General features: G+C 66.6%; 16 protein-coding genes and 4 tRNA genes. 11 read left to right on the forward strand and 9 right to left on the reverse strand.

The window, feature by feature from the left end; translation table 11 throughout:
- Positions 1-535: 535 nt before the first annotated feature.
- Together ABEA50_RS15455 and ABEA50_RS15460 are read right to left on the reverse strand one after the other, a co-directional pair.
- Positions 536-1036, reverse strand: a complete 501-nt coding sequence (locus tag ABEA50_RS15455; RefSeq protein ID WP_345496059.1) for a DUF4365 domain-containing protein — start codon at positions 1034-1036, stop codon at positions 536-538.
- 384 nt (positions 1037-1420) lie between these two features.
- A tRNA-Val gene (locus ABEA50_RS15460) sits at positions 1421-1492 on the reverse strand.
- 290 nt (positions 1493-1782) lie between these two features.
- Between ABEA50_RS15460 and ABEA50_RS15465 the strand changes: the two genes are divergently transcribed.
- From ABEA50_RS15465 to ABEA50_RS15480, 4 genes are all read left to right on the forward strand, one after another.
- Positions 1783-1854 (forward strand) — tRNA-Gly (locus tag ABEA50_RS15465).
- Between the two features lie 47 nt (positions 1855-1901).
- Positions 1902-1972: transfer RNA gene (locus ABEA50_RS15470), tRNA-Cys, on the forward strand.
- A 1-nt stretch (position 1973) separates the two neighbouring features.
- Positions 1974-2048, forward strand: a tRNA-Val gene (locus ABEA50_RS15475).
- A 288-nt stretch (positions 2049-2336) separates the two neighbouring features.
- The gene (locus ABEA50_RS15480) at positions 2337-3557 is read left to right on the forward strand and encodes a sigma factor-like helix-turn-helix DNA-binding protein (RefSeq protein ID WP_345496060.1); all 1221 of its coding nucleotides are present in this window, start codon (positions 2337-2339) and stop codon (positions 3555-3557) included.
- Here ABEA50_RS15480 and ABEA50_RS15485 read toward each other — a convergent pair.
- The gene (locus ABEA50_RS15485; RefSeq protein WP_345496061.1) at positions 3529-4491 is read right to left on the reverse strand and encodes a hypothetical protein; all 963 of its coding nucleotides are present in this window, start codon (positions 4489-4491) and stop codon (positions 3529-3531) included. The genes ABEA50_RS15480 and ABEA50_RS15485 overlap by 29 nt on opposite strands.
- Positions 4492-5292: 801 nt before the next feature.
- On the opposite strand from ABEA50_RS15485, the gene ABEA50_RS15490 reads away from it, so the two are divergent.
- Positions 5293-6654, forward strand: coding sequence for a PspA/IM30 family protein (locus ABEA50_RS15490; RefSeq protein ID WP_345496062.1), 1362 nt, complete (start codon positions 5293-5295; stop codon positions 6652-6654).
- Here the strand turns inward: ABEA50_RS15490 and ABEA50_RS15495 are convergent.
- The 3 genes from ABEA50_RS15495 to ABEA50_RS15505 form a co-directional block, all read right to left on the reverse strand.
- Positions 6621-7592: a LysR family transcriptional regulator gene (locus ABEA50_RS15495; protein ID WP_345496063.1), complete on the reverse strand. Its 972-nt coding sequence runs from the start codon at positions 7590-7592 to the stop codon at positions 6621-6623. The genes ABEA50_RS15490 and ABEA50_RS15495 overlap by 34 nt on opposite strands.
- A gap of 188 nt (positions 7593-7780) precedes the next feature.
- On the reverse strand, positions 7781-9718 hold the full coding sequence (locus tag ABEA50_RS15500) for a flavin-containing monooxygenase (protein ID WP_345496065.1): 1938 nt from the start codon (positions 9716-9718) through the stop codon (positions 7781-7783).
- A gap of 58 nt (positions 9719-9776) precedes the next feature.
- Entirely contained in the window at positions 9777-11003 is a 1227-nt protein-coding gene (locus ABEA50_RS15505; protein ID WP_345496067.1) for a cytochrome P450 family protein, read from the reverse strand.
- 175 nt (positions 11004-11178) lie between these two features.
- Here ABEA50_RS15505 and ABEA50_RS15510 point away from each other — a divergent pair, with 175 nt between their 5' ends.
- Together ABEA50_RS15510 and ABEA50_RS15515 are read left to right on the forward strand one after the other, a co-directional pair.
- Positions 11179-12435, forward strand: a complete 1257-nt coding sequence (locus ABEA50_RS15510) for an MFS transporter (RefSeq protein ID WP_345496069.1) — start codon at positions 11179-11181, stop codon at positions 12433-12435.
- Positions 12432-12986, forward strand: coding sequence for a GNAT family N-acetyltransferase (locus ABEA50_RS15515; protein ID WP_345496071.1), 555 nt, complete (start codon positions 12432-12434; stop codon positions 12984-12986). The genes ABEA50_RS15510 and ABEA50_RS15515 overlap by 4 nt, the downstream gene beginning before the upstream one ends.
- Before the next feature lie 52 nt (positions 12987-13038).
- Here ABEA50_RS15515 and zapE read toward each other — a convergent pair whose 3' ends face one another.
- On the reverse strand, positions 13039-14103 hold the full coding sequence (gene zapE, locus ABEA50_RS15520; RefSeq protein WP_345496073.1) for a cell division protein ZapE: 1065 nt from the start codon (positions 14101-14103) through the stop codon (positions 13039-13041).
- 53 nt (positions 14104-14156) lie between these two features.
- On the opposite strand from zapE, the gene ABEA50_RS15525 reads away from it, so the two are divergent.
- The 4 genes from ABEA50_RS15525 to msrB all read left to right on the forward strand — a co-directional run bounded on the left by ABEA50_RS15525 (position 14157) and on the right by msrB (position 18429).
- Positions 14157-14918, forward strand: coding sequence for a pyrimidine reductase family protein (locus ABEA50_RS15525; RefSeq protein ID WP_345496075.1), 762 nt, complete (start codon positions 14157-14159; stop codon positions 14916-14918).
- A 32-nt stretch (positions 14919-14950) separates the two neighbouring features.
- Complete coding sequence (locus ABEA50_RS15530) at positions 14951-16504, forward strand: alpha/beta hydrolase (protein ID WP_345496076.1); 1554 nt, start codon at positions 14951-14953, stop codon at positions 16502-16504.
- A gap of 81 nt (positions 16505-16585) precedes the next feature.
- Positions 16586-17986: a glycosyltransferase family 87 protein gene (locus tag ABEA50_RS15535; protein WP_345496078.1), complete on the forward strand. Its 1401-nt coding sequence runs from the start codon at positions 16586-16588 to the stop codon at positions 17984-17986.
- Positions 17986-18429 carry a peptide-methionine (R)-S-oxide reductase MsrB gene (msrB, locus tag ABEA50_RS15540; protein ID WP_345496079.1) on the forward strand — a complete coding sequence of 148 codons (444 nt, stop codon included), beginning with the start codon at positions 17986-17988 and terminating at the stop codon, positions 18427-18429. The genes ABEA50_RS15535 and msrB overlap by 1 nt, the downstream gene beginning before the upstream one ends.
- 174 nt (positions 18430-18603) lie before the next feature.
- On the opposite strand, the gene hemQ is transcribed toward msrB, so the two are convergent.
- Positions 18604-19299, reverse strand: coding sequence for a hydrogen peroxide-dependent heme synthase (gene hemQ, locus ABEA50_RS15545; RefSeq protein ID WP_345496080.1), 696 nt, complete (start codon positions 19297-19299; stop codon positions 18604-18606).
- A 513-nt stretch (positions 19300-19812) separates the two neighbouring features.
- Positions 19813-21159, reverse strand: coding sequence for a protoporphyrinogen oxidase (locus tag ABEA50_RS15550; protein ID WP_345496081.1), 1347 nt, complete (start codon positions 21157-21159; stop codon positions 19813-19815).
- Positions 21160-21793 lie beyond the last annotated feature (634 nt).

Consider the following 21793-nt stretch of genomic DNA (forward strand, 5'->3'; position numbering starts at 1 on the left):
GACGTGATCGTCGCGATCGAGCGGGCCCGCCCCGCTGGATCAGTTGGCAGCAGCAGTGATTCACGCTGCGCACCGGTTGCGGCTGGCCGATCAACTACTGGACCATTTCGCGGACCAAGCCCGGCACGCACTCCTCGCCGACGAGCTTTCCGAGCGTGAGGCAAAAGCGCTCGTGGAAGCCACAGGGCCACAGCGTCGAACAAGCTCGACAAGATGCACCCGGCTGGCCGGAGTGATCACGCAGAATTTTCTCAGTGGTGCTCCACCATCCGGCCTTGGCGCCTTTGTTCAGTGGATCTGCAATGAGGTAGACGACGCGCCCAACCGCATGGTTAGCCGCATACCGCAGGAGATACTGACCCGCATGCAATTTGAAGAGATCACCCCCGAGACCTACCGATGGGCACTTCGGGAGCTTGCCGATCGTACGACCGCCTCCAGGCATTCGTTGGTAAACACCGTCACCAGCACGCCCTCTGGGCGCGGGCTGCTACGAACTGCGGTACCGGGACCGGGCCGGTGCCTACCGCATGTTCTATGTAGTGAAGTTCGGGGACGCCGTGTACGTGCTGCACACGTTCACCACACGGTGGGCATGGGCCTGAAGTCCAGTGGGGTTTGCCCGGTCTGCACGCGGTGCAGCCTTCTCAACCGTCGACTCCGCCACTAGTTGCCAATGACACTGCCCGCTGTCCAGGTCGACCAGCACGACAACCACAGGAATCGAAAAGTCCAACCAGTATTCGAAGTGTGCTGCCATGTCGCGGAACCACCAGCCACCCTCGGCGGCAGGTGAATCGAAGTAGCTCCCGCCGGTCTTGATCTGAAGCGCGATCAACCTACCGAGAACCGCTTCGTCGTCGACCACCTCTATGTGTGCGTCGATCCCATAGTCCTCGAACGGCTGCTCCCGGAACACCCAGCGCATACCGCTCTCGATCGCGTGCCTGGCTTGCGTTACCCCGGCACTAGCGGTCCACGCGGAAGCGGTACGACGCATCATCCGGCCATCTTCGCGCATGAGCAGCTCACCCACCCACCCGAATCGGAGCCGACCGGCCCGTGGCTGCTGTCGAACGGCGCCCCCGGCTCCGGGCGGCATCAACCACCGCGACACCCACGGCCGACCACAAGCTGGCGTCAAGCAACGCATCGTTTCCCTCCGCGCAGCCCTCAGGGCCGAGGAGGAGGGCCGTAGCGTACTCACAGAAGCACTGGTCACGGGCGTTGTCGGAGTGTACGGGAGGTAGTCAGCGGGTTCCTTCAGTGCCCGTTTACCGCATCCCGCCAACCCGCCGCCGACCACAACACCACCGGCGCGAACGCCAGTAAGTCCCACACAAACGCCATCGGGGCCCCAACCGGCGGTCATCTGCCGGTTGGGGCCCCGACGGACCCGGTTCGGGTTACTACTAGTTTGTGGTCCCAGCTGGTTTCGAACCAGCGACCTTCCGCGTGTGAGGCGGACGCTCTCCCGCTGAGCTATGGGACCTCGGGGTGTCCGGTGGGCTGAGGTAGCCGGTGGGACGAGACGGAACATTAGCATGTGGGGTCGGGGGTTCACCAAATCGCTGCACGGGCAAGGGGTGCCGTAGGTCGAGAAGGGTGGGGGTGATCGCGAAGGGAGGGGCGGGAGGGGTTATTGGGGTTGACGGGGACCGATTGTTCACCTGTGTGAACTTCGGGCTTTCTACCAGCGGATTTGTACCTTTCGCCGAGCGTGGGCTAATGTTCTGTCTCGCACCACGGAGGGCCAAACGGGGTCACAACGGAGTGCGAAATGCGGATGTGGCGCAGTGGTAGCGCATCACCTTGCCAAGGTGAGGGTCGCGGGTTCGAATCCCGTCATCCGCTCGAGAGGTAGGGCCAGGCAAAAGAGATTTAGCCGTCCCCCTTTGCGCGGTGGAGTGGCCGAGTGGTGAGGCAACGGCCTGCAAAGCCGTGCACACGGGTTCGATTCCCGTCTCCACCTCGCGCGATTAGCTCAGCGGGAGAGCGCTTCCCTGACACGGAAGAGGTCACTGGTTCAATCCCAGTATCGCGCACCACCAGGTTAAAGGCACTTTCCGAGGATGCTCGGAGGGTGCCTTTTTCTTGTCGTCATAGGCCTGACCACCTATCCGGACACGCACGGTCGCGGCACCTGGAAGGCACCGGCGGAAGTCAGAGCACCGGCGACGCCCGTGCGCGGCCAGATCCTCGGCGGATCATTTCCGGACCGACACGGGGGCGAGTCGAGCTGGGCGGGGATGTCGGTGGGCGGGGATACGCTGGGGCGCACAGGAAATCGCAGATCGAGTCAGGGGGTTGCCCGCGTGCAGGTGGAAGTGGGGTACGTGCCTGAGTCGGCGGACGTCGAGGACGACACCGCACCACTCGATGTGCGTGCGGACATCTCGTTCGAGCTAGAGGAGGTCAACGAGGTACTCGCCGAGCTCGTCGCGTTGCTGGCCGAGCGCAGGCCAAAGACTCGCGATCTGCTCACGGTACGGCTCGGCGTGAGTGGAGAGCGGCCGGAGACGCTCGCGAGACTCGGTGCGCGCTATGACATTTCCCGCGATCGGGTGCGGCAACTGCACACCAAGGCTGTCGGCCAGCTGATTCGGCTCGCCCAGCAGAACGAGCTCACCTGGCAGGGCGGGCGCGGCGCCGAGGAGATCTTCGCCGCACGGTATCCGCTCGACGCGCGCGATCGACAGCTGGTGCGCGCCCTACTCGTGGAGACCTACGCGACCGACAGCGATATCGTCGCCACCGAGTTGTCGCATCTGAAACTGCGCCTGGCGGGGCACGACGCCGAGGACGCCAAACGGGTGGCGGGATTCGTCGCGCAACGGATCGCGGCGTGGCAGAAGAAGACCAACCGGCGACTGGCCAAGTTGCTCGACGCCGAGCCACGCGCGAGCAGTCAGCTCGACCCCTGGCTCAGTCAGGTGGAATGGTCGCCCACCGCGCACCCCGCACCGCTACCGACCTCCTCGGCGCGCACGGTGGACAGTGACGACGATGCCCGAGGGCGGTTCTACCTCGACAAGGTCGGCCGCGACGTGCCGTTCGATTCGGGGATGGAGGCGCGGCTGCTGTGGATTCTCAACGCCAGCTCCCTCGTCGACACCTTCCAGGAACACCCGTGCGCCCTCGAGTACACCCTCGACGACGGCGCGCACCTGGGCTATCCGAGTATCGTCGCGCGGCTCGCCGACGGACGCGTCGTGCTCATCGACGTCCAACCGCTCGGCCACGTCGCCTTCCACGTCAACCGTGTCCGCGCGGACGCGGCACGCGCGTTCGCGCACGACAGGGGGTGGGGCTGGCTGATCTGGACTGGGAGCGCTCTCGGTGTCACCGACCTCGGCAACCGTGCGGTCGACCCGAATCTCGAACGGGCGCTGAGCGAACTCGTCGCGCGCGGGCCGGTGTCGTGGCAGACGTTGCGGGGCCTACGCGCGGACACCGAGCTGACCCTGCTCGACTTCCTAGCGCTGGTATTGCGCCACGAATGGCGTTGGGATCGCGGGCCGTTTCGGCTCAGCGCACCACCATCGCCGCAGCGATGAAGGTGACGATCAGCAGCATCGCGCACACCGCGACCAACTGGAGCTGACCGACATTGCGGCGCAGGCTGCCGATATTGTCCCGCAGCATCGCCTGCACGCGATGCTCGTCATCGATCTTGCGGTGCGCCTGGGCGAGCGAATCGGCGCGGTCCTGCGCGATCTGCTCGGAGCGTTCCAATCGGGTGGCGAGCTTGAGGGCGTGTCGGTGCTTGTCGCGCATCGCTTTTCGCGACACCGCGAGGGCGGTGCGTTGGTCGACCAGTTCCTGCCGTTGTCTGGCGAGCAGGGTGGCCTGCGTCTTGGTGTGTTGCTCCCAGTCCGGCACGGTCGCCCACCCTCCTGTGTGCTCGTCGCGATATCCCCACACGATCTCGCCGGTGACCCAGCCGCGAATGAATTCCCGTAGCTCGAGGGGTTCGCTACGCGGCGCGACCAACCCGTTGTCGATGCCGAAGACACCGGCGCTCGCGCGGTAATCGCAGCCGGGGGCGGCGAATTCGGTCATGCCCATCGCGTGTAATCGACCGACCCAGTATCCGGGCTGGCACAGCCAGAGCACCTCCGCGCATCCCGCGGCCCGCAGCCGGTCCGTATGTTCCTGCGCCAGCGCGCATTCCAAGGGGCCGCTGCGCACCTCGATGGCGTATTCGCGGTCGCCTTTGCGCCAGTAGACATCGACGGGTACGCCGCCGACCAACCGGTCCACCTCGGCCTCGTCGGCACCGTAGGCGAGCAATCTGCCGCACAGCCAGTACTTCAGCCGCTGCATATTCCATTGGGCGGCGGCACAGTCGGGGCACCCACAGCCGTAGCCGACGGCGGGACGCGCGGAACGGATCGGCGCCTCCACGGCACCGCCGGTCGCGCCGATACCCAATTCGGCGAGCATCGCTCGTCGCCCGCAGGCCACTTCCGCCCGCTGCTTCGTTCTCACGACCACTCCCCTGCCACACACCCACTACGAGCTCAGCACCGTCGCATAGGCGAAATCCAACTCGGTGAAACTGAACTCGCAGGCTTGAATCTACGCCATAGGTCCAGGGTGCGTCAGATCGGATGACCGCGCCAGCCACCTACCCCGCGCTCGGGCGCGCCGCGTTGGCGAGGCTGTGGTTCATGCACGCGCGAATGCCGTGGCAGAACCAATTTCGGCCGACTGAGCAGTCGCTTTAATACACACGATGGCGCACTGTTGACATTTGACGCCATCATGTCCAGATAACGACATCGCGCCACGCCGTGACAATTTCGGCACCGAATCGCAGCCCCGTTCGCCTCCGCTCGCGCAGTCGACGGGAACCTCGAACCGACCACCGGGCACCCCTGGTGTCACGACGAACGGCCATGACGGACCACGGCACCTGAAATCCGGTACGCGTCCCCGAAATTCGAGAGTAGGGCGAGAGCCCGTCCAGGGCGTGCCTACGCCAGGAGCATCCGCGCCGCACTGGTTCGACCGCACGTCGCACCTCGAATCACCCGCGCCGACAACCACGTCGAGTTGCCCGGTGTGACGGGGTTCTCGCATCGGAAAACCGTGCGCTGTGCCCGTCCGCTTGTGCGTCGACGACGCAGGGCACCTACGCTCAGCAGGAACACGGGAGCGGGAGATGAACGAAGACACGGAATCGCCCACCGTGCGCGCGGTTACACGCGAAACGCGCGATCGCCCGCGGGCGGATAGAATCGTCCGGCCGAGTGCCAACTGTGGCCGACATGGGGAAGTGAGTACTTGATGGAGCACGGTCAAGAGCCCGGCGAGTCGATCGCGGAGATGCTTTCGAGCATCGCGACGGCCCTGCGGGAGGCAGGCGACAAGCTCGATACCGTGGCGGCCAGGGTCGACGGCGCGCGCGCCGCACAGGCGGACACCGAATTCCACGCCAGCAAGCGTGCGGACCGACGCGACGTCGACGCGACCGCGACGACGGATGTCGAGGAGCGTCTGGCGAAGCTGGAAGCATGGGCATTCGGCGTGGCCAATGACATCTCCGGCATCCAATCCCGTTTGGGACGGGTGGAATCCGGGACGAACGACAGTCACCGGGTCGAGGACCTGCGTGCGGCCCCCGACCGTCCGACCCTGTCCTCGGGGCGGACGTCACATCGCAGCGCGAGCGCCGAAACCAGCACCGACAGCGGCCTTCCCCGCCGTAACGGTGTCGGTTCGCATCGCACCAGCGCCCTCGACGACAACGTCACCGATCTGAGCGACCACAGCGCCCAGCGCGACACCGCGGCGACGAACGGCAGCACCATACTCAACGGCAGCAGCCGATCGGGACTCGAGACCGGCCTCCCGCGCAGGAACGGGTCCGCACGCGTCACCGGCGGGACCGAGTTCGACCCCGCCGACGAGTTCACCGGCACCGCCTCCGATCTCGGCACCACCGCAGCGAGCTCGGATTACGGTTCCGACCCCGGGCAGGACGTGGTGTCGGAGCCCAACGGATTCGACTTCCACGGCACCACCTCCAATCACGAGGCGCCGCCGCACGAACCGATCCCTACCCCGGTCGATGGCATCCCCCTGGAGCGGACACCGACCAGCGAGCCGTCGCTGGAACAGTCTTCCGCGCCGACCACGGCCTTCACCGCCGCCCGCGAGGCGATCACCGGCGGCACCTTCACCGCGTCGCGGGAACCGAATTCGCTCTCGGCGCAGAACTTCCCCGCACGCGATCCGGGCGCCACACCGAGAATTCCGCAAACGTCGTTCCCCGCCGGCGAACAACAGACCGCCCCGTATCAGGGCTTCAGCGCCCCCGAAAGCGCCCCCTACGAGGGCATGATCGCGCACGCCGACGGCAGAGCCGGCGCCAACACCGGCGAGAACAATGTGGGCCTCACGGGGGCAAACCATCAGGACGAGTCCTACCGGACCGCCGAACCCGATCACGCACCCGCCGACAATTCCCACGTCGACAAGTTGCAGGCGATGCTCGACGAACTCAAGAAGAACACCTCGGGCGGGCTGAGCAGCAACCGCTCCGACATCTTCGGGCCGCCCGCCGGTGACGGCTACCAGGGTGAGCACACCGACGGACAACGCCTGTCCAACGACTACCGGCTCTCCACCCCGCCGACCATTTCCTGATTCGGCTTGGCCCGCCGCGATTTCGGCGGGCGCGCCGCGGCACCCAGCCTGGTCAGGGTGTCGTGGATCAGGTCACGCAACCAGCGATGCCCGCTGTCGGCGGTATTGCGCGGATGCCAAGCCAGCCCGATCGCGATCTCCGGCAACGGGAGCGGAATCTCGAAGGCGCACAAGCCAAGTGCGGGCAGGGTCGACGCGCTCAGCAAGGCGGGAGCAGGGCAGATCAGATCACTGGCCCGCACGGCGAACAACGCGCTCGTGAGGTTTGGCACGGTGGCAAGCACCCGGCGGGTGCGGCCGTGCAGGGCCAGTCGGTCGTCGATCGGGCCGTGCGCGCGACCGGTGCGCGAAATACTCAGGTGCGCCGCGGCGGCGTAGGCGGCAACGGTGACGCGCTCGGTGATCAGCGGATGATCCGGTGCGGCGACACCGATCGAGCGGTCGCCGAGCACGCGGCGTACCGCGGTCTCGGGATCGGTGTGGTCGATGACGCCGACCTCGATGTCCACTCGCCCATCCCGCAATGCGGCCGTGCCCTCGAAGGATTCGGGCAGGAAGCGCACCGCCACCCCCGGTGCTTGCGCACGCACCTCGGCAAGCAGGGGTGCGGCCAACTCGGTGAGCACCATGTCGCTGGCCTGCACCGCGAAGTTGCGTTTCAGCGCCGAGGGATCGACCGCGGCGCGCGGCGTGAGCAGCGTGCGCCCCTGTTCGACGAGAACACCGACCTCGTGGCGCAATTCCAGCGCACGCGGCGTCGGCACCAGATTGCGACCCTCCCGCACCAGCAGCGGGTCACCGAGCACACGACGCAGGCGGGCCAGTGTTCTGCTCATCGCGGGAGCGGAGGTGTCGAGCCGCTCGGCCGCACGGGTGACGCTGTTGGTTTCCAGTAGAGCGTCCAGGGCCACGAGCAAGTTCATGTCCAGCGCTTCCATGCCTGGATTATCACCACCGCAAACCTGTGGCACCAACAGTGCCCCGGTGATAATCCGCAGCGCGGCGCCCTGCGAAGGTCATGCGGTCGCGGTAGCCACGCTCACCGGCAACCATTTCGGTGAGCCACACCCTTCCTGCGTCTCGGTCACCTCGCCAGGTTCTGGCCGCCCATGGCACGAACCCCGACCTACCTACCGCCTGCCGGCTGGTCGGCCTGGGCGGGGTCGTGTTCTTCGTCAGGTGTGACCGATTGCGGTCCAACAGGTTGCGCTGGCGCCGACGGAGGCGCTTGCTGGGTCGGAGCCGTCTGCTCGGAAGCTTGCTGCGGCGTAGCGGCGGGCTGCGACGGCGCCGACCGCGGCGGGGCCGACTGCTGAGTCGACTCCGACGGCGCAGACGGTGTTGGAAGCGATGGCGGTGGCACCGACTCTGCTTCTCGCGCGGCCGGTCCGGACGACACCGGCTCCGGCGAAACCGGCCGCGCTGCGCCAGCCGCGCCAGGCACTTTCGGCACCTGACCCTGAGGCTGAGCAGGATCGGCGCCGAACTGCTGCGACGGGGCCGACTGCGGTGCGCCCGGCGCTTCCTGCGCCTGGCCCACAGGCTGCGCAGGATCGGCGAGGAACTGCTGCGACGTTGACGCCTCGGCTGCCGCGCTCGACTTGCGTCGTTCGGTGAAGCCCCGGTAGGACCCCGGGTTCACCGTCCGCACCCACTGCGCGATCCGAGCGTGCAGGGGCAGCCGGTATTTCAGGTCGGCCAACATCTCATCGATGGTGCGCAGGGCGAACGGCGTCACCGCGGTACCGTGCGCGTGGTGGCCGGGGGAACGTTCCTCCATCCACCGCAATCGCTCCTCGATCTGCTCACGAGCCAGCACCGTCGGCGGCGCGGCCAGCCGACCGGCGAGCAGCGCGGCGGTCCAGTGCGCGGAAACCTCGGCGTTGAGCGTGCTGACGGCCGAGGCGTTGTAACCGACGAACGTCAGGTTCGGGACATCCAGGGGCAAGATCTGGCGGTGCAGCAGGAAATTGCCGTCGTCGTCGGTGAGCCTGCGCTGCACATACGGCGTCAGGAACGGCACACGCTGCTGAAAACCGGTGGCGCAGATGACGATATCGGCACGCACCATCTCACCGTTGGCCAGCCGCAACGCGGATTTAGCTCCTCGACCACCGCCCAGTTCCGCGATGGTGGTGTCGCGGTGCACGACGATCCGATTCTCGGCGACCTTCTCGTAGAAGCCCTCGGAGGCGACGCTCGCCGTGGCGTCGGCGAACTCCTCGAAATGTCCCTCCGGCACCAGGTCCAGTTCGCGCAACCGCAGTCGCTTGATGGCAAGTTCCTGGGCGAGGTCGAGATCGCTCGCCCGGAACGAGCCGCGATCCAGGAATCGACTGATCCGGCCGCGCGGCTCACGGGCGAAGTGCGCTTCACCGAAACGGGTCAGCAGCAGTCGCTCGAAATCGAGCGCCTTGGTCATGGTGCGCGGCACCTTCCAGTGCAGCTTGCGTGCCACCACCGTGGTGGCGGCGGCGACTTCGCTCACCGCCTCGGCGATCTCACAGGCGGCACCGCCGTATCCGACGACGGCCACCGACTTGCCGCGCACGGACTCCAGATCCAGGAATTCCGACGAATGGCACACCCGCCCGCCCGCGGCCTCGAACAAATCCAGCCCCCGGTACTCCGGCACCACAGGATCGCTGAACACGCCGTTGGCGATCACCAGGTGATCACACGAGGTTCGGCGGGCACCATCCTCGTCGCGAATTTCCAGCAACCATCCGCTGTCGACGGGATCCGCCGCGACCACCTCGGTGTTGAGCCGCAGATAATCGCCGAGGCCGAAACGCGCGGCGTAAGCGGCCAGATAGGCCTGCATCTGCGCGCCGTCGAGCTCCTGCGGAGCATCCGACGGCAGTGGAAAATCCGAGAACTGATAGGTGCGCTTTGAACTCTGCGGCCGAAGACCCGGGTATCGGCGGGTCACGCTCCACACGCCACCGACATCGGGTGTGCGGTCGAATATCTCGACCGGAAAACCCTCCTGAATCAGCACTTTCGCGCAGGCGAGACCTGCGATACCCGCACCAACTATCGCGACGCGGTTTCCGCTCGTCATGCGCAGGAGATTACGTCGATCACGGCGCGCAGCAAAGTCGGTTGGCCGAATACGTGACTCAACGCATCGCGACGGCGCCCGCCGGATCGACGGGCAAATCCAGCAGTCCACGGATCAGGATGCTCTCCCGCCAGCCCAGATCCGCGTTGTCGACCGCCAAACTCAGCTCCGGGTAACGCGACACCAACTTCGTGATCGCGATCTTGGCTTCCCATCTCGCGAGCGCGGCACCGAGGCAGAAATGGATGCCGTAACCGAAGGCGAGGTGGCTGCCGGCTCCGCGCGCGGGATCGAAGGAGTCGGGATCATCGAAGTGACGAGGATCGCGGTTGGCCGCCGCGACCGAGACCAAGACCAATTCGCTCGCCGGAATACGGACACCACCGAGGGTGACCTCCTTCGCGGTGTGACGCAGGGTAGCGGTGTTCACCGGACCGTTGAAGCGCAGCATCTCCTCGATCAGCGGGGCGACGGCGTCCGGGTCCTCGCGCAGCGCCCGGTAGCGCTGCGGATCGGTCAGCAAGGCCAGCACGGTGTTGCCGATCAGGTTCACGGTGGTCTCGTGCCCGGCGATCAGGATCAGTTGCGCCATCGAGATGAGTTCGTCGACGCTGAGCTGGTCACCGTCGTCGGACACCGACAGCAGGTACGAGAGCAGGTCCTCGCCGGGCTCTTCCCTACGCTTGCGCTCGATCAGCTCATCGAAGTACTCGACCACCGCATCGCCGGCGGCCTTCTGTTGCTCCGGCGTCGACATCGAGGCGTCGACCACGGTCGAGGACCACTCGCGGAACTGCTCACGATCCGCGATCGGCACACCGAGCAGCTCACAGATCACCGTGAGCGGCAGCGGGAAGGCGTACGCCGCCAGCAGATCCACCGGCCCTCCGGCCCGATCGACGTCGTCCAGCAACTCATCGGCGATCTGCTCGATCCGCGGGATCAGTGCCGTCATCCGCGCCGGCGAGAACGCGGGGGTGACCAATTTGCGCAGCCGTGTGTGCATCGGCTGATCAGAGGTGAGCAGGTGATGGCGTAGCCGTTCGTTCGAAGAGGTGAGTCCGCTGCCGCCCGCGTCGTTCACCCGCGCCTGCCTGCCTTCGACCGAATTGGGGTCCTTGCGAATATCCGGGTGCCGCAGGACCTCTCTGGCGATGTCGTAATCGACCACCAGCCATGCGCGCAATCCGTTGCGCAACTGGATGCGATGAATCGGGCCCTCAGCGCGCACCTGCTCGTAGAACACGTGGGGGTCGCGGAAGAAATCCTCGGGCAGCACGTTCATCGGATCAGCTCCTGCGTTCGCGAGATTCGTTGCGGCTCTTCGATGGTGACACGCGCGGACGGAATCCGACAGGTAACCGCGGCGATGTGCGCGCACTCGATCGCGAATCTCGATCGCCGAACCCCGCTGCCCTCCCCGACGCGCGCGTCCGGTCGCCCACCGCTACCCTGCGCTGATGGGGACGAGACCGACGGGGTCGATCACGCCCGTTCTGCGGGGTGCGAGGATCGCGAACTCGTTCGCGTTCGCCCTGCAAGGCTTCTTCTTCGCCGTCGTGCTGACCGAATTGCCGCAGCAGAAGGAGAGATTCGGGCTCTCCGACGGGCTGATCGTCGGCTCGGTGGTATTGGTTTCGCTGCTGGCAGGTGTCGGCAGCGTTGCCGCGGAATGGCTTGCCACCCGCTGGTCGAGCCGGCTGACCGTACGACTCGGGCTCGGCCTGATCGCGGTCACCGGTTGCGCGATCGCGTTCGCGCCGAACACCGCGACCGTGCTGACCGCCCTGGGTGCCTACGGTGTCGCGGTCGGCATGGTCGACGCGAGCACAACCATGCAGGCCGTCTTCATCCAACGCGGGTACGGGATGTTCATCCTCAACTCCTTCTACGCGGCGTGGAGCGCGGGATCCATCGCGGGTGCGTTGTTCGTGTCCGGGTTCGAGAAGCTGGCGGTAGGGGTGCTGGCGTCAGTGCTGACCGCCGCGGCGGTCGTACTCGTCCTCGGGCTCGCACTCGGGCCGTATTTGTTGCGTACACGCGACGCGGAAGCCGAACCAGAGCTCGCCGAGGGGTCACCGAACGAGCACACCGCGGCGGTCGACGGCGTGCCGGTGGCGCTGCGCGCCTACCTCGCGATCGGCGTCGCCATGGCGCTCGTGTTCGCCATCGACCTCGCGGTAGGCAACTGGTCGGCGCTCTACCTCACCGACGACCTGCTCGCGGATTCGGCGACCGCCGCACTGGGTTTGGCCGCCTACCAAGGCACTTCACTGATCGCCCGGCTCACCGGCGACCGGATGGTGCGCCGCTTCGGCCCACGCGCGGTGGTGCGCGTCGCCGCGATGACCGGTGTGGTCGGACTGGTGCTCGTGGTGAGCGCGCCGGGACCGCTCGTGGCGATCATCGGATTCCTCGTCGCGGGCATCGGGATGCCGGTGATCGCGCCGTTGTGCTTCAGCGCGGCGAGTCGCCTGGCCAGCGGTCGCGCCCTCGACGCGCTCATCGCCCGGCTGAACTTGTTCAACTACGCGGGCACGTTGCTGGGTGGCGGCCTGGTCGGCGCGGTCGCCGCACTGTTCGGGCACCGACCGGGTTTCCTGATTCCGCTGCTGTTCGCCATCGTGCTGATCGGGTTCGCGCGCGTGTTCGCGGTCCGACCCGACGCCGAACAGCGTGCGGCACCGCCGACGGGTCGTGCTGTACTCGAGGGGTGACTACCCCGCGCAGCAACGCACCGGTGATCGTCGATCGCGCCGGACTGTGGGATGCCGAAACGCTCAGCGACGTAGCGGCCGCCACCTTTCCCCTGGCCTGCCCGCCGGAGACGGCACGCGACGACATCGATCTGTTCCTCGCCCAGACGCTGTCGGGCGAGCGGTTCGGCGAATACCTCAACGATGCGACCAAAACCGTGCTCAAGGCCGTCGCCGACGCGGAGATCGTCGGCTACGCCATGCTGATAGCCGGGGAACCGACCGACCCAGCCGTCACGGCAGTCGTCACACCGCGACCGGTGCTCGAGATCAATAAAATGTATGTGCTGCCCGGCCACCACAGCACCGGGGTGTCGACCGCGCTCATGCACGCCACACTCGCGCACGCACGCGAGGAGGGTTTCGCCGGAGTATGGCTCGGGGTGAACCAACAGAACCACCGCGCACAGCGCTTCTATGCCAAGCACGGATTTGTCGTCGTGGGGCGCAAGACGTTTTCGATGGGCCGCGAGGTGCACGACGATTTCGTGATGCAGTTGCCGTTCTCGTGATGCGGTTGCCGTTCCGAGGCTGTTGTCGCGCGGCTGGTGGACCGGCGAAAAGCTAAGCGGCGGCGTCGAACCGCGACAACGCCAGCAGACGCGAGATGGCCCGCAGGTACTTCTTGCGGTAGCCGCCCTCCAGCATCTCCTCGGTGAAGATCTGGTCCAGTTTCGCGCCGGACACGGTGACCGGGATACTGGCGTCGTAGAGCCGGTCGGCCAGTGCCACCACGCGCAGCGCGATCGCCTGATCGTCGACCGGGTGCACGTTCGAGATGAACACCGACGCCACGCCCGACACCAGCGCGCGGTATTTCGACGGGTGCAGGGTGCTCAGGTGCTTCAGCAGCGCATCGAAGTCGTCGAGGGTGGAACCCGGCACGGCGGCAGCACGCTCGGTCAACAGTTCGGTGCTGATCGGCTCCGGCGCGGGCGGCAGATCACGATGCCGGTAGTCGGGACCGTCGACGCGCACCGCCTCGAAGATCGAGCCGAGCTTCTTGATCTCCCGCAAGAAATCCTGTGCGGCGAAACGCCCTTCGCCCAATTGTCCCGGCAGCGTGTTCGAGGTCGCCGCGATCGAGACACCACGCGCGGACAGTTCGGTGAGCAGGCGCGACACCAGCATGGTGTCACCGGGATCGTCCAGCTCGAATTCGTCGATGCACAACACGCTGTTGTCGGCGAGTCGCTCGACCGTATTGGCGAAGCCAAGGGCGCCAACGAGGTTGGTGACCTCACCGAACGTGCCGAACGACGCCGAGGCCGGGTCGGCGGCACGCGCGATGTGGTAGATCGAGGCGAGCAGGTGGGTCTTGCCGACACCGAACCCGCCGTCCAGGTACAGCCCCGCACCCGAGACCTGCTTCTTCTTCCCGAAGAGGCTCTTCTTGTTCGCGGCCTTGTGAATCGCCGACACCTGGTGGGCGAACTCCTCGGCCTTGCGCACCGCCGCGGCCTGACTCGGCTCGTTCGGGTCGGGAATGTAGGAGGCGAAGCTCACCTCGTCGAACATCGGCGGCGGCACCATCTGCGCGACCAGCTGATCGGCGGGCACCTCGGGATGCCGGTCCACCAGGTGCGCTTGCGGCACGGCGTCCGCGGAAGGGGACGTGGAAGGTTCCATAGCAGCAGCCTGTCGCATACATGGAGCGTAGAGACGTGGTGTGATCTGATCCCATGCAGAGTATCCACAATGCGATCCACCTCACAGAGCTGAACCCGGAGGACCTGGCGGCACTGTATGGCTACCCGGTCGAGCTCGAGGCGCCGTATGTGCGCGCCAACTTTGTTTCCAGCATCGACGGTGCCGCCACCAGCGGAAATGTCACCGAGGGGCTCGGAACGCCAGCCGACAAGGCGGTGTTCATGATGCTGCGCGAACTGGCCGAGGTGATCCTCGTCGGCGCGGGCACCGTGCGCCAGGAAAACTATGCGGGGGCGCGCACCGACCCACGCAGGCGCAAGAACTTTCACGAGCTCGGCTACGGCGGCCATGCCGAGGGCACGCCGCCACGGATCGCCGTCGTCAGCGCGGGCGCCTCGTTGACGCCGGGTTCGCGACTGTTCACCGACACCGAGGTCCCCCCGCTGATCCTGACGACGACCAGCGCACCCGAGGACCGCAAGCAACAGCTGGCCGACGCCGGTGCCGACGTCGTCGAGGCTGGCGATGCGGCGGTGACTCCGCGCAGCATGCTGCGCGAACTGGGTGCACGGGGGTTGCTGCGGGTGTTGTGCGAGGGCGGGCCGCACCTGTTCGGCGAGCTGCTGCACGCCGACCTCGTCGATGAACTCTGTCTCACCACCGCGCCGCTGCTGGTCGGCGGCACGGCGCGGCGAATCTCGCTGTCCGCACAAGAATTTCGGAGCCCGATGAGCAGGCAGCATGTGTTGCTCGATGATGACGGCACCCTGCTCACCCGATGGACCCGTGGATGAAACACTCCCCTGTACCTGGCAGGCTGTCACGCATGCGCTGGACTCGGGCCGTCGTGTGTGCCGCGACATTGTCGATCATCGCCGGATGCGGCGCCGGACCCTCCGACCGCCCCGGCGTCGCCGTCGAACGGGCACCGGTCGGGGGAAATCCGAGCGCGTCGGCCGCGCCGGCGCCACCGCCGAACGCCGAATTACCGACCACCGACCTGGCGTGGCGTGACTGCACCGCCCCCACGGTGAACCTGTTGGGCCTCGGCCCCGCACCGGCCGGTGTGGTTCTGGAATGCGCCGAGTACTCCACCCCGATCGACGCGACCGGTGGTGTGATCGGCAATTTCCGCAACGGCGCGATGCGCGCAAGGCTGGCCCAGACTCCGAAGGACGCTGTCCCGCTGGTACTCACGTCGGGGTCGGACCGATCCTCGACCGCCACGCTGGCGGGTCTCGCCGTCGGCCAACCTGGCGGGATCCTCGCCGATCGGCCGATCGTCGCGGTAGACCGTCGCGGCATCGGCACCTCGCAGCCGATCGACTGCCTGCGACCCGAGGTACGCAAAGGATTGGCCGACAACGCCCAATTCGGCCGAGACGGCACCGATCCCGTCGATGCGATGAACAAGTTCAGCCAAGACGGCACGATCGACTGCCGCGACTTCCTCACCCCGTACGAGGGCACCTTCGACAACGCGCACACCGCCGACGACATCGAGCAGCTGCGCAAACAGTGGCAGGTCGACCACATCGATCTGCTCGGCACCGGCAACGGCGCGAGTGTCGCACTCGACTACGCCCGCAAGTACCACGATCATGTGGCCCGCCTCGTGCTCGATTCGCCGGAGGCCGTCGGGGCCGACGGCGTCACCAAGGGTGAGCAGCAAGTACAAGGCGCGGAGGCGGCACTGACCGCGTTCGCGCAACGCTGCACCGGGGTCGGTTGCTCGCTCGGGCTCGACCCGCGCGGCAAGGTCATCGATCTGGTGCGGCAAGCCGATTCCGGTGGCCTCGGCGACATTTCGGCGCAGGCCCTACTCACCGCGATCACCGGCTTTCTCGGCGGACCACGCGCCGATCAGGTCTCGCGCATCGGCGAACTCGCCGACACGTTGTCCTCGGCCGCACGGGGCGACCGCAAGGCACTCGGTGATCTGATCCTGCGCGAATCGGCCGCCGTCTCGGGCGACGGACAGTTCGTCAACCGCTGCACCGACAGCCAGCAACCACCGACCGCGACGAAATCGAAGGAACTCGTCGACACCTGGGGCCAGAAGTACCCGGCGTTCGGTAAGTCGGCGGCGATCGCGCTGATGGCGTGTTCGGCATGGCCGGCCGCCGCGCCGCCGCCCGCATTGCGGGAACTCCCCATCCCGGTGCTCGTGCTCAGCAGTATCGCCGACCCCGTTGTCGGCAACGGTGGATTGGCCTCGGTGAACGGTGCGCTCGGCAACGCGGGTGCCCGGCACGCGACGATCAACTGGCAGGGGTGGGGCCACCCGGTGTCGACGCATTCGGGGTGTGCGCAGAACGCGGTCCTCGCCTACCTGACCGACGCGAAGCTGCCGGAAGACGGAACCGCCTGCCCCGCTTGATCACCCCCGCACGAGCCCCCGAGCGGCGCGTCGAGCAGGACCGGGCAACCGTCGAGGCACGCTTCGGTGTACCGTGCCCCAGTGTTCCTTCGACAGCTCGAGCCGCGTAGCGCTCGCACCACCGCAGAGGTGATCAAGTTCGCGCTGTGGCCCATCGCGATCCTGACAGTGCTCAATCGCATACTCATCAAAGCTGTCAACGGGAACGTCACCGACGATTACCGGCCGGTCTATCAAGCGGCGCTGGACTTCCTCAACCGCAGGCCGGTCTACACCGCGAACTTCGACTCCGTCGACCCGCACTACCTTTATCCGCCGAGCGGCACACTGATCTTCGCGCCGGTGGGTGTGCTCGATTACGAGAAGTCGCGCTGGCTGTTCATCCTGCTCAACGCCGCGGCGATCCTGATCGCCTGGTACCTGTTGCTGCGGTTGTTCCGGTTCACCGTGAATTCGGTTGCCGCGCCCGCGTTGCTGCTGGCGATGTTCACCTCCGAGACGGTGGTCAACACGTTGGTCTTCACCAACGTCAACGGCTGCGTGTTGTTGGCCGAGATGATCTTCCTCCACCTGTTGCTCAAACGCCGTGACCTATGGGCGGGTGCCGCACTGGGATTGAGTATCGCGGTGAAACCGACGCTGGCGCCGTTGCTGCTGGTAGCCGCGGTCCGGAAGCAGTGGAAGGTTTTCTACACCGCGATCGGTGTCCCCATCGTTCTCAACGCGCTGGCATGGCCGTTGATGCGCGATCCGCTGGATTTCCTTCGGCGCACCGGCCCCTACCTGTTCGAGTCGAGGGACTACTTCAACAGCGCGATCGACGGCAACGCGGCCTACTATGGCCTGCCACCCTGGCTGAGCTGGGGTATCCGGATCGTCATGGGCGTGCTGGTCCTCATCTCGCTGTGGCTGCTCTACCGCTACTACCGCGAGGACGAACTGTTCTTCGTCACCACATCCTCGGGTGTGCTGCTCGTCGCGGAGTTCGCACTGTCCTCACTCGGCCAGATGTACTACTCGATGCTGCTGTTCCCGCTGCTGATGTCGGTGGTGCTACGCAATTCGGTGATGCGCAACTGGCCAGCGTGGGTGGCGGTGTTCGGCTTCATGAGCTACGACGACTGGTTGTCGCATCGGTGGGCGAACCTCGGACGCAACCTGGAGTATCTGCGCATCACGTTCGGCTGGACATTGCTGATCATCGTGGTGTTCTGCGTGCTCGGCGACCGGTATCTCGCCGCGCGCAGGGAAGGCAGGTTAGCCAACGGCATCGACCCGACCTGGGTGCGACCGGTGCCCGGCCCCGGCGTGACTTCGGCGCAGCCCGAACCCGCCGACGAGCCCACCGACACCGCTGCGTCGTCGGAGCCCGGTCGCGCCCCCGCGCACGAAGCGCGTCCGAAGCCATCCGGTGGCAGGCGCTCTACCAGCGCGGACAGCCGCTCGACGACGACAGAGGAAAAACGTATTAGCGTGGAGTGATGAGCTCCGAAACCGACACCTCGCTGCCAGCCCCGCGTATCCAGCTCACGCCGCAACAGTGGCGGTCGAAGCTGAGCCCCGAGGAGTACTCGGTCTTGCGGGAGGCCGCCACCGAACGGCCGTTCGTCGGCGAATACACCGATGTCACGACCGAGGGCGTGTACGAGTGTCGTGCCTGTGGGACCGAGTTGTTCCGCAGCACCGAGAAATTCGAGTCGCACTGCGGGTGGCCGTCGTTCTTCGACCCTGCCGAATCGGAGGCGGTGATCCTGCGTTCCGACGACACGCTCGGCATGCGCAGGGTCGAAGTGCTGTGCGCGAATTGCCACAGCCACCTCGGCCACGTGTTCGAGGGCGAGGGATACAACACGCCCACGGACAAGCGCTACTGCATCAACTCCATCGCCCTGCGGCTGCACCCCTCGGGCAGCGCAGCGGAGTAGACCAGGTCGGCGCCACCTGTCGAAAGTACGGATTCGCTGACCGAAGCGCATGCCCCGAAAACACGGGGCATGCGCTGGAATGTTCTCTGCCGCTGACGAATAGCTGATGCGTCACCCATCCGGGGGTGCGTGCGCAGACCAGGGTCAGGGCGGCAATCCAGGTTGGGCGGCGATTCAGGGCAGGGCGGCGATGAGCTTCTCGACCTCGACGCGCGGGCCGGTGAAGAACGGGACCTCTTCACGCACATGCCGCCGTGCCTCGGTGGCACGCAGGTCGCGCATCAGGTCGACGATGCGGTGCAGTTCGGGCGCCTCGAACGCGAGAATCCACTCGTAATCGCCGAGCGCGAACGAGCTGACGGTGTTGGCGCGCACGTCCGGGTAGCCGCGCGCTTCCTTGCCGTGGTCGGCGAGCATCTTGCGACGCTCGTCGTCGGGCAGCAGATACCAGTCGAGGGAACGGACGAAGGGGTAGACGCAGATGTAGTTCCCCGGCTCCTCCCCCGCCATGAACGCGGGAATGTGGCTCTTGTTGAACTCGGCGGGACGATGCAACGCGACGTTGCTCCACACGGAATTACTCGCTCGACCCAGTTCGGTGGTGCGGCGGAAATCGGCGTAGGCCGCCTGAAGGTCTTCGACCTTCTCCGCATGCGTCCAGATCATGAAATCCGCGTCGGCGCGCAGGCCCGCCACGTCGTAGATGCCACGTACCACCACGTCGCGATCGGCTAGCCCGTCGAAGAACTCACGCGCCTCCTTGATCGCGGCCTCTCGGTCGTCACCGAGCACGCCCGGCTCCACCTGGAACACCGAGAACATCAGGTAGCGGAGGGTGGAATTGAGAGCCTGGTAGTCGAGTCGCGCCATATTCCCATCGTGCCACTCGACTGGTCGGCCCGGTACGGAGCGTCCGCATGCGGGCCGAGAGATCGGCCACACGACCGCCGTCGACGGTCGATTTCGAATCGACCGGTGCCCACGCCGCCTCCGCCGATGTGGAACCTTCTTCTCGACCAGCGGGATTCACCCGGCTGCCCGAGGAAGACGAGCGGACGACTGGGACAGTGCCGCTGCCGCACCAAACGAAGAACTCGACAGCGCGAACACGTGCCGCACGTCGACAGCCGACCCAGGACAACGGAGCCACACGCACGCCGACACGAGCGCTCGTCATGGTCCTCTGTTGGACCTGCTTGCCCTCGCTGTACGCGCCGCACCTGTGCCCGACGGGTAATCCCACTGCCACCCCGACCAGGCCGATAACAGCGATCGCCGTGATCGACCAGACGCGCTTCTCGACGCGGCGCGACACCGATGGACAGCCGACTCGTCTCGACCGCATCCGAGACAGTGAGCTGAACCCGCGCCCCTGGACGTCCCTCAGCTCAGCGTGGTCAGAACCTTCTCGGCGGCGGCCGTGCCGGAGGCGACGCAGGCCGGGACGCCGACGCCGTGCAAGTAGGCGCCCGCGATCGCGAGTCCGTCCAGGGTCGCGACCTCGGATTCGGCGATAGCGACGCGTTCGGTGTGGCCGGGTGCGTATTGGGCGAGGCCACCACGCCATCGGGCGACCACCGAGGACAACGGGTCGATCGCGACCCCGGTGACGGTTGCCAGATCCTCGGCGGCGGCCGAGCTCAGCTCGTCATCCGACCAGGACAGGGTGGAATCGTCGCCGAACTTGCCGAACGACACACGGACCACCAGGTTTTCGCGCTCGGCGAGGTGGGTCCACTTGCGGCCGGACAGGGTGAATGCCTTGGCTCGTAAGGGTTCTCCGGTCGCGACCAGGATGCCCGAATTCTTCGGCAGCTCGGTGTCGCGCGAAAGAGCAAGTGCCACAAGCGCCGATGAGGACAAGGCGATCTCCGACAGCGCGGACGCCGCCGACGGCGCCACACCACCGAGCAGTCGCGCTGTGACCGGTGCGGGGGTCGCCAGGATGACCGCGTCCACGGTGCCGACCGGGTCGACCACCCAGCCGTGCTGTCCACGAGCCAACCGTGTTCCCGAGGTCGCGGTGACGATCGTGGCACCCGATCGCTGGACGAGCGTGTCCAGCAGCACGCCGTAGCCGTCCCGGACCGCCCCGAAGACCGGCGTGCTCGACGGTGGCGGCAGCACGGAGGCGACCGCCTCGGTGAGGCTGCGTGCGCCGTCGTCGAGGGCGCGCGCCAGCGTCGGCAGGGCAGCGCGCACACCGATCGAACGCGAGCTGCCCGCATACACCCCGCCGAGCAACGGATCAACACTGCGTTCGGTGACCTGTGCGCCGAACCGATCCGAGACCAGCGAATACACGTCAGTGTCGGAGCCCGAGTCCCAGCGCAACGGTCGGTCGGGTTCGCTCGCGATCCACGCGAGCGCGGCCTCGTCGACCAGTCCGCGTACGGACTCGGCATTCGACGGAATCCCCATCAGCGTTCGCTCCGGCACCGAGTGGGCTCGACCCTGCGACCACAGCAGCGGGCGCAACCCGGCGGGCGTCACCAGCTGCGACTCGAGTCCCAGTTCCCTCATCAGCCGAGGGACCTCCGGCCGCCGACCGACGAATGCCTCGGCCCCCAAATCCAAAGGCCCGCCACCTACTTCACCCGTGAACAGCACCCCACCGACCCGGTCGGCGCGATCGAGCACCAAGATCTCGGCAGCGTCACCCACCGCGCCGCGTAGCCGGTACGCGGCCACGAGCCCGCTGATTCCTCCACCCACGATGGCGATGCGCATGGCTCGACCGTAGCCCGGACGAGATGTGTCGCGTTGCTTGACGCCGGTGTCGGGAGAGGTGGTTGTCAAGCTGATGACGACGCGCCGGGGCAGAGTCGAGGCGCGCGGCAGAGTCGAGGCGCGCGGCAGACTGGTGGGACGGGGTGATACGCGGGGGCGAGGAACTCCTCGCTGTGTTTTTGGCGGCTGGCGCCGCGTGGTTCGCGGCCCTGAGTCTCGCTGTTGAGTACCCGTTTCTTGCTCCTTCGTCGCCTACGAAACGGGCACTCAACAGCGAGACGGCCGCGAACTTACCGTACCGGTCTCGCTGACGCTCGGAACACGTGTTAGGGCGGCTCGTAGGGAGGGTTGAGTTCGGTACGGGCGGTGGCGGTTTCACCGAGTGGCCGGGTGCGCGCCTACGAAACCGGGCACTCGGGTAACGAGAGGCTATGAACTTGCTGAGCCGGTGCCGCTTCGCTCGAAACAAGTGTCAAGGCGGCTCGTGGGAAAGTTGAGTCCGGCACAGGAGGTGGCGGTTTCACCGGGTAGCCGGGTGCGCGCCTACGAAACCGGGCACTCGAACGCGAGACGGCCGCGAACTTACCGTGCCGGTCTCGCTGACGCTCGGAGGGGGTGTTTTGGCGGCTCGTTG

Origin of the sequence: Nocardia callitridis (genome assembly GCF_039543305.1) — a bacterium.
GTDB lineage: Bacteria > Actinomycetota > Actinomycetes > Mycobacteriales > Mycobacteriaceae > Nocardia > Nocardia callitridis.

Bases quoted from the DNA above. Each gene is read 5' to 3' on its own strand.
- ABEA50_RS15490 (WP_345496062.1), top strand. From the start codon at position 5,293: ATGGAGCACGGTCAAGAGCCCGGCGAGTCGATCGCGGAGATGCTTTCG.
- ABEA50_RS15495 (WP_345496063.1), bottom strand. From the start codon at position 7,592: ATGGAAGCGCTGGACATGAACTTGCTCGTGGCCCTGGACGCTCTACTG.
- ABEA50_RS15500 (WP_345496065.1), bottom strand. From the start codon at position 9,718: ATGACGAGCGGAAACCGCGTCGCGATAGTTGGTGCGGGTATCGCAGGT.
- ABEA50_RS15505 (WP_345496067.1), bottom strand. From the start codon at position 11,003: ATGAACGTGCTGCCCGAGGATTTCTTCCGCGACCCCCACGTGTTCTAC.
- ABEA50_RS15510 (WP_345496069.1), top strand. From the start codon at position 11,179: ATGGGGACGAGACCGACGGGGTCGATCACGCCCGTTCTGCGGGGTGCG.
- zapE (WP_345496073.1), bottom strand. From the start codon at position 14,103: ATGGAACCTTCCACGTCCCCTTCCGCGGACGCCGTGCCGCAAGCGCAC.
- ABEA50_RS15525 (WP_345496075.1), top strand. From the start codon at position 14,157: ATGCAGAGTATCCACAATGCGATCCACCTCACAGAGCTGAACCCGGAG.
- ABEA50_RS15530 (WP_345496076.1), top strand. From the start codon at position 14,951: ATGCGCTGGACTCGGGCCGTCGTGTGTGCCGCGACATTGTCGATCATC.
- msrB (WP_345496079.1), top strand. From the start codon at position 17,986: ATGAGCTCCGAAACCGACACCTCGCTGCCAGCCCCGCGTATCCAGCTC.
- hemQ (WP_345496080.1), bottom strand. From the start codon at position 19,299: ATGGCGCGACTCGACTACCAGGCTCTCAATTCCACCCTCCGCTACCTG.
- ABEA50_RS15550 (WP_345496081.1), bottom strand. From the start codon at position 21,159: ATGCGCATCGCCATCGTGGGTGGAGGAATCAGCGGGCTCGTGGCCGCG.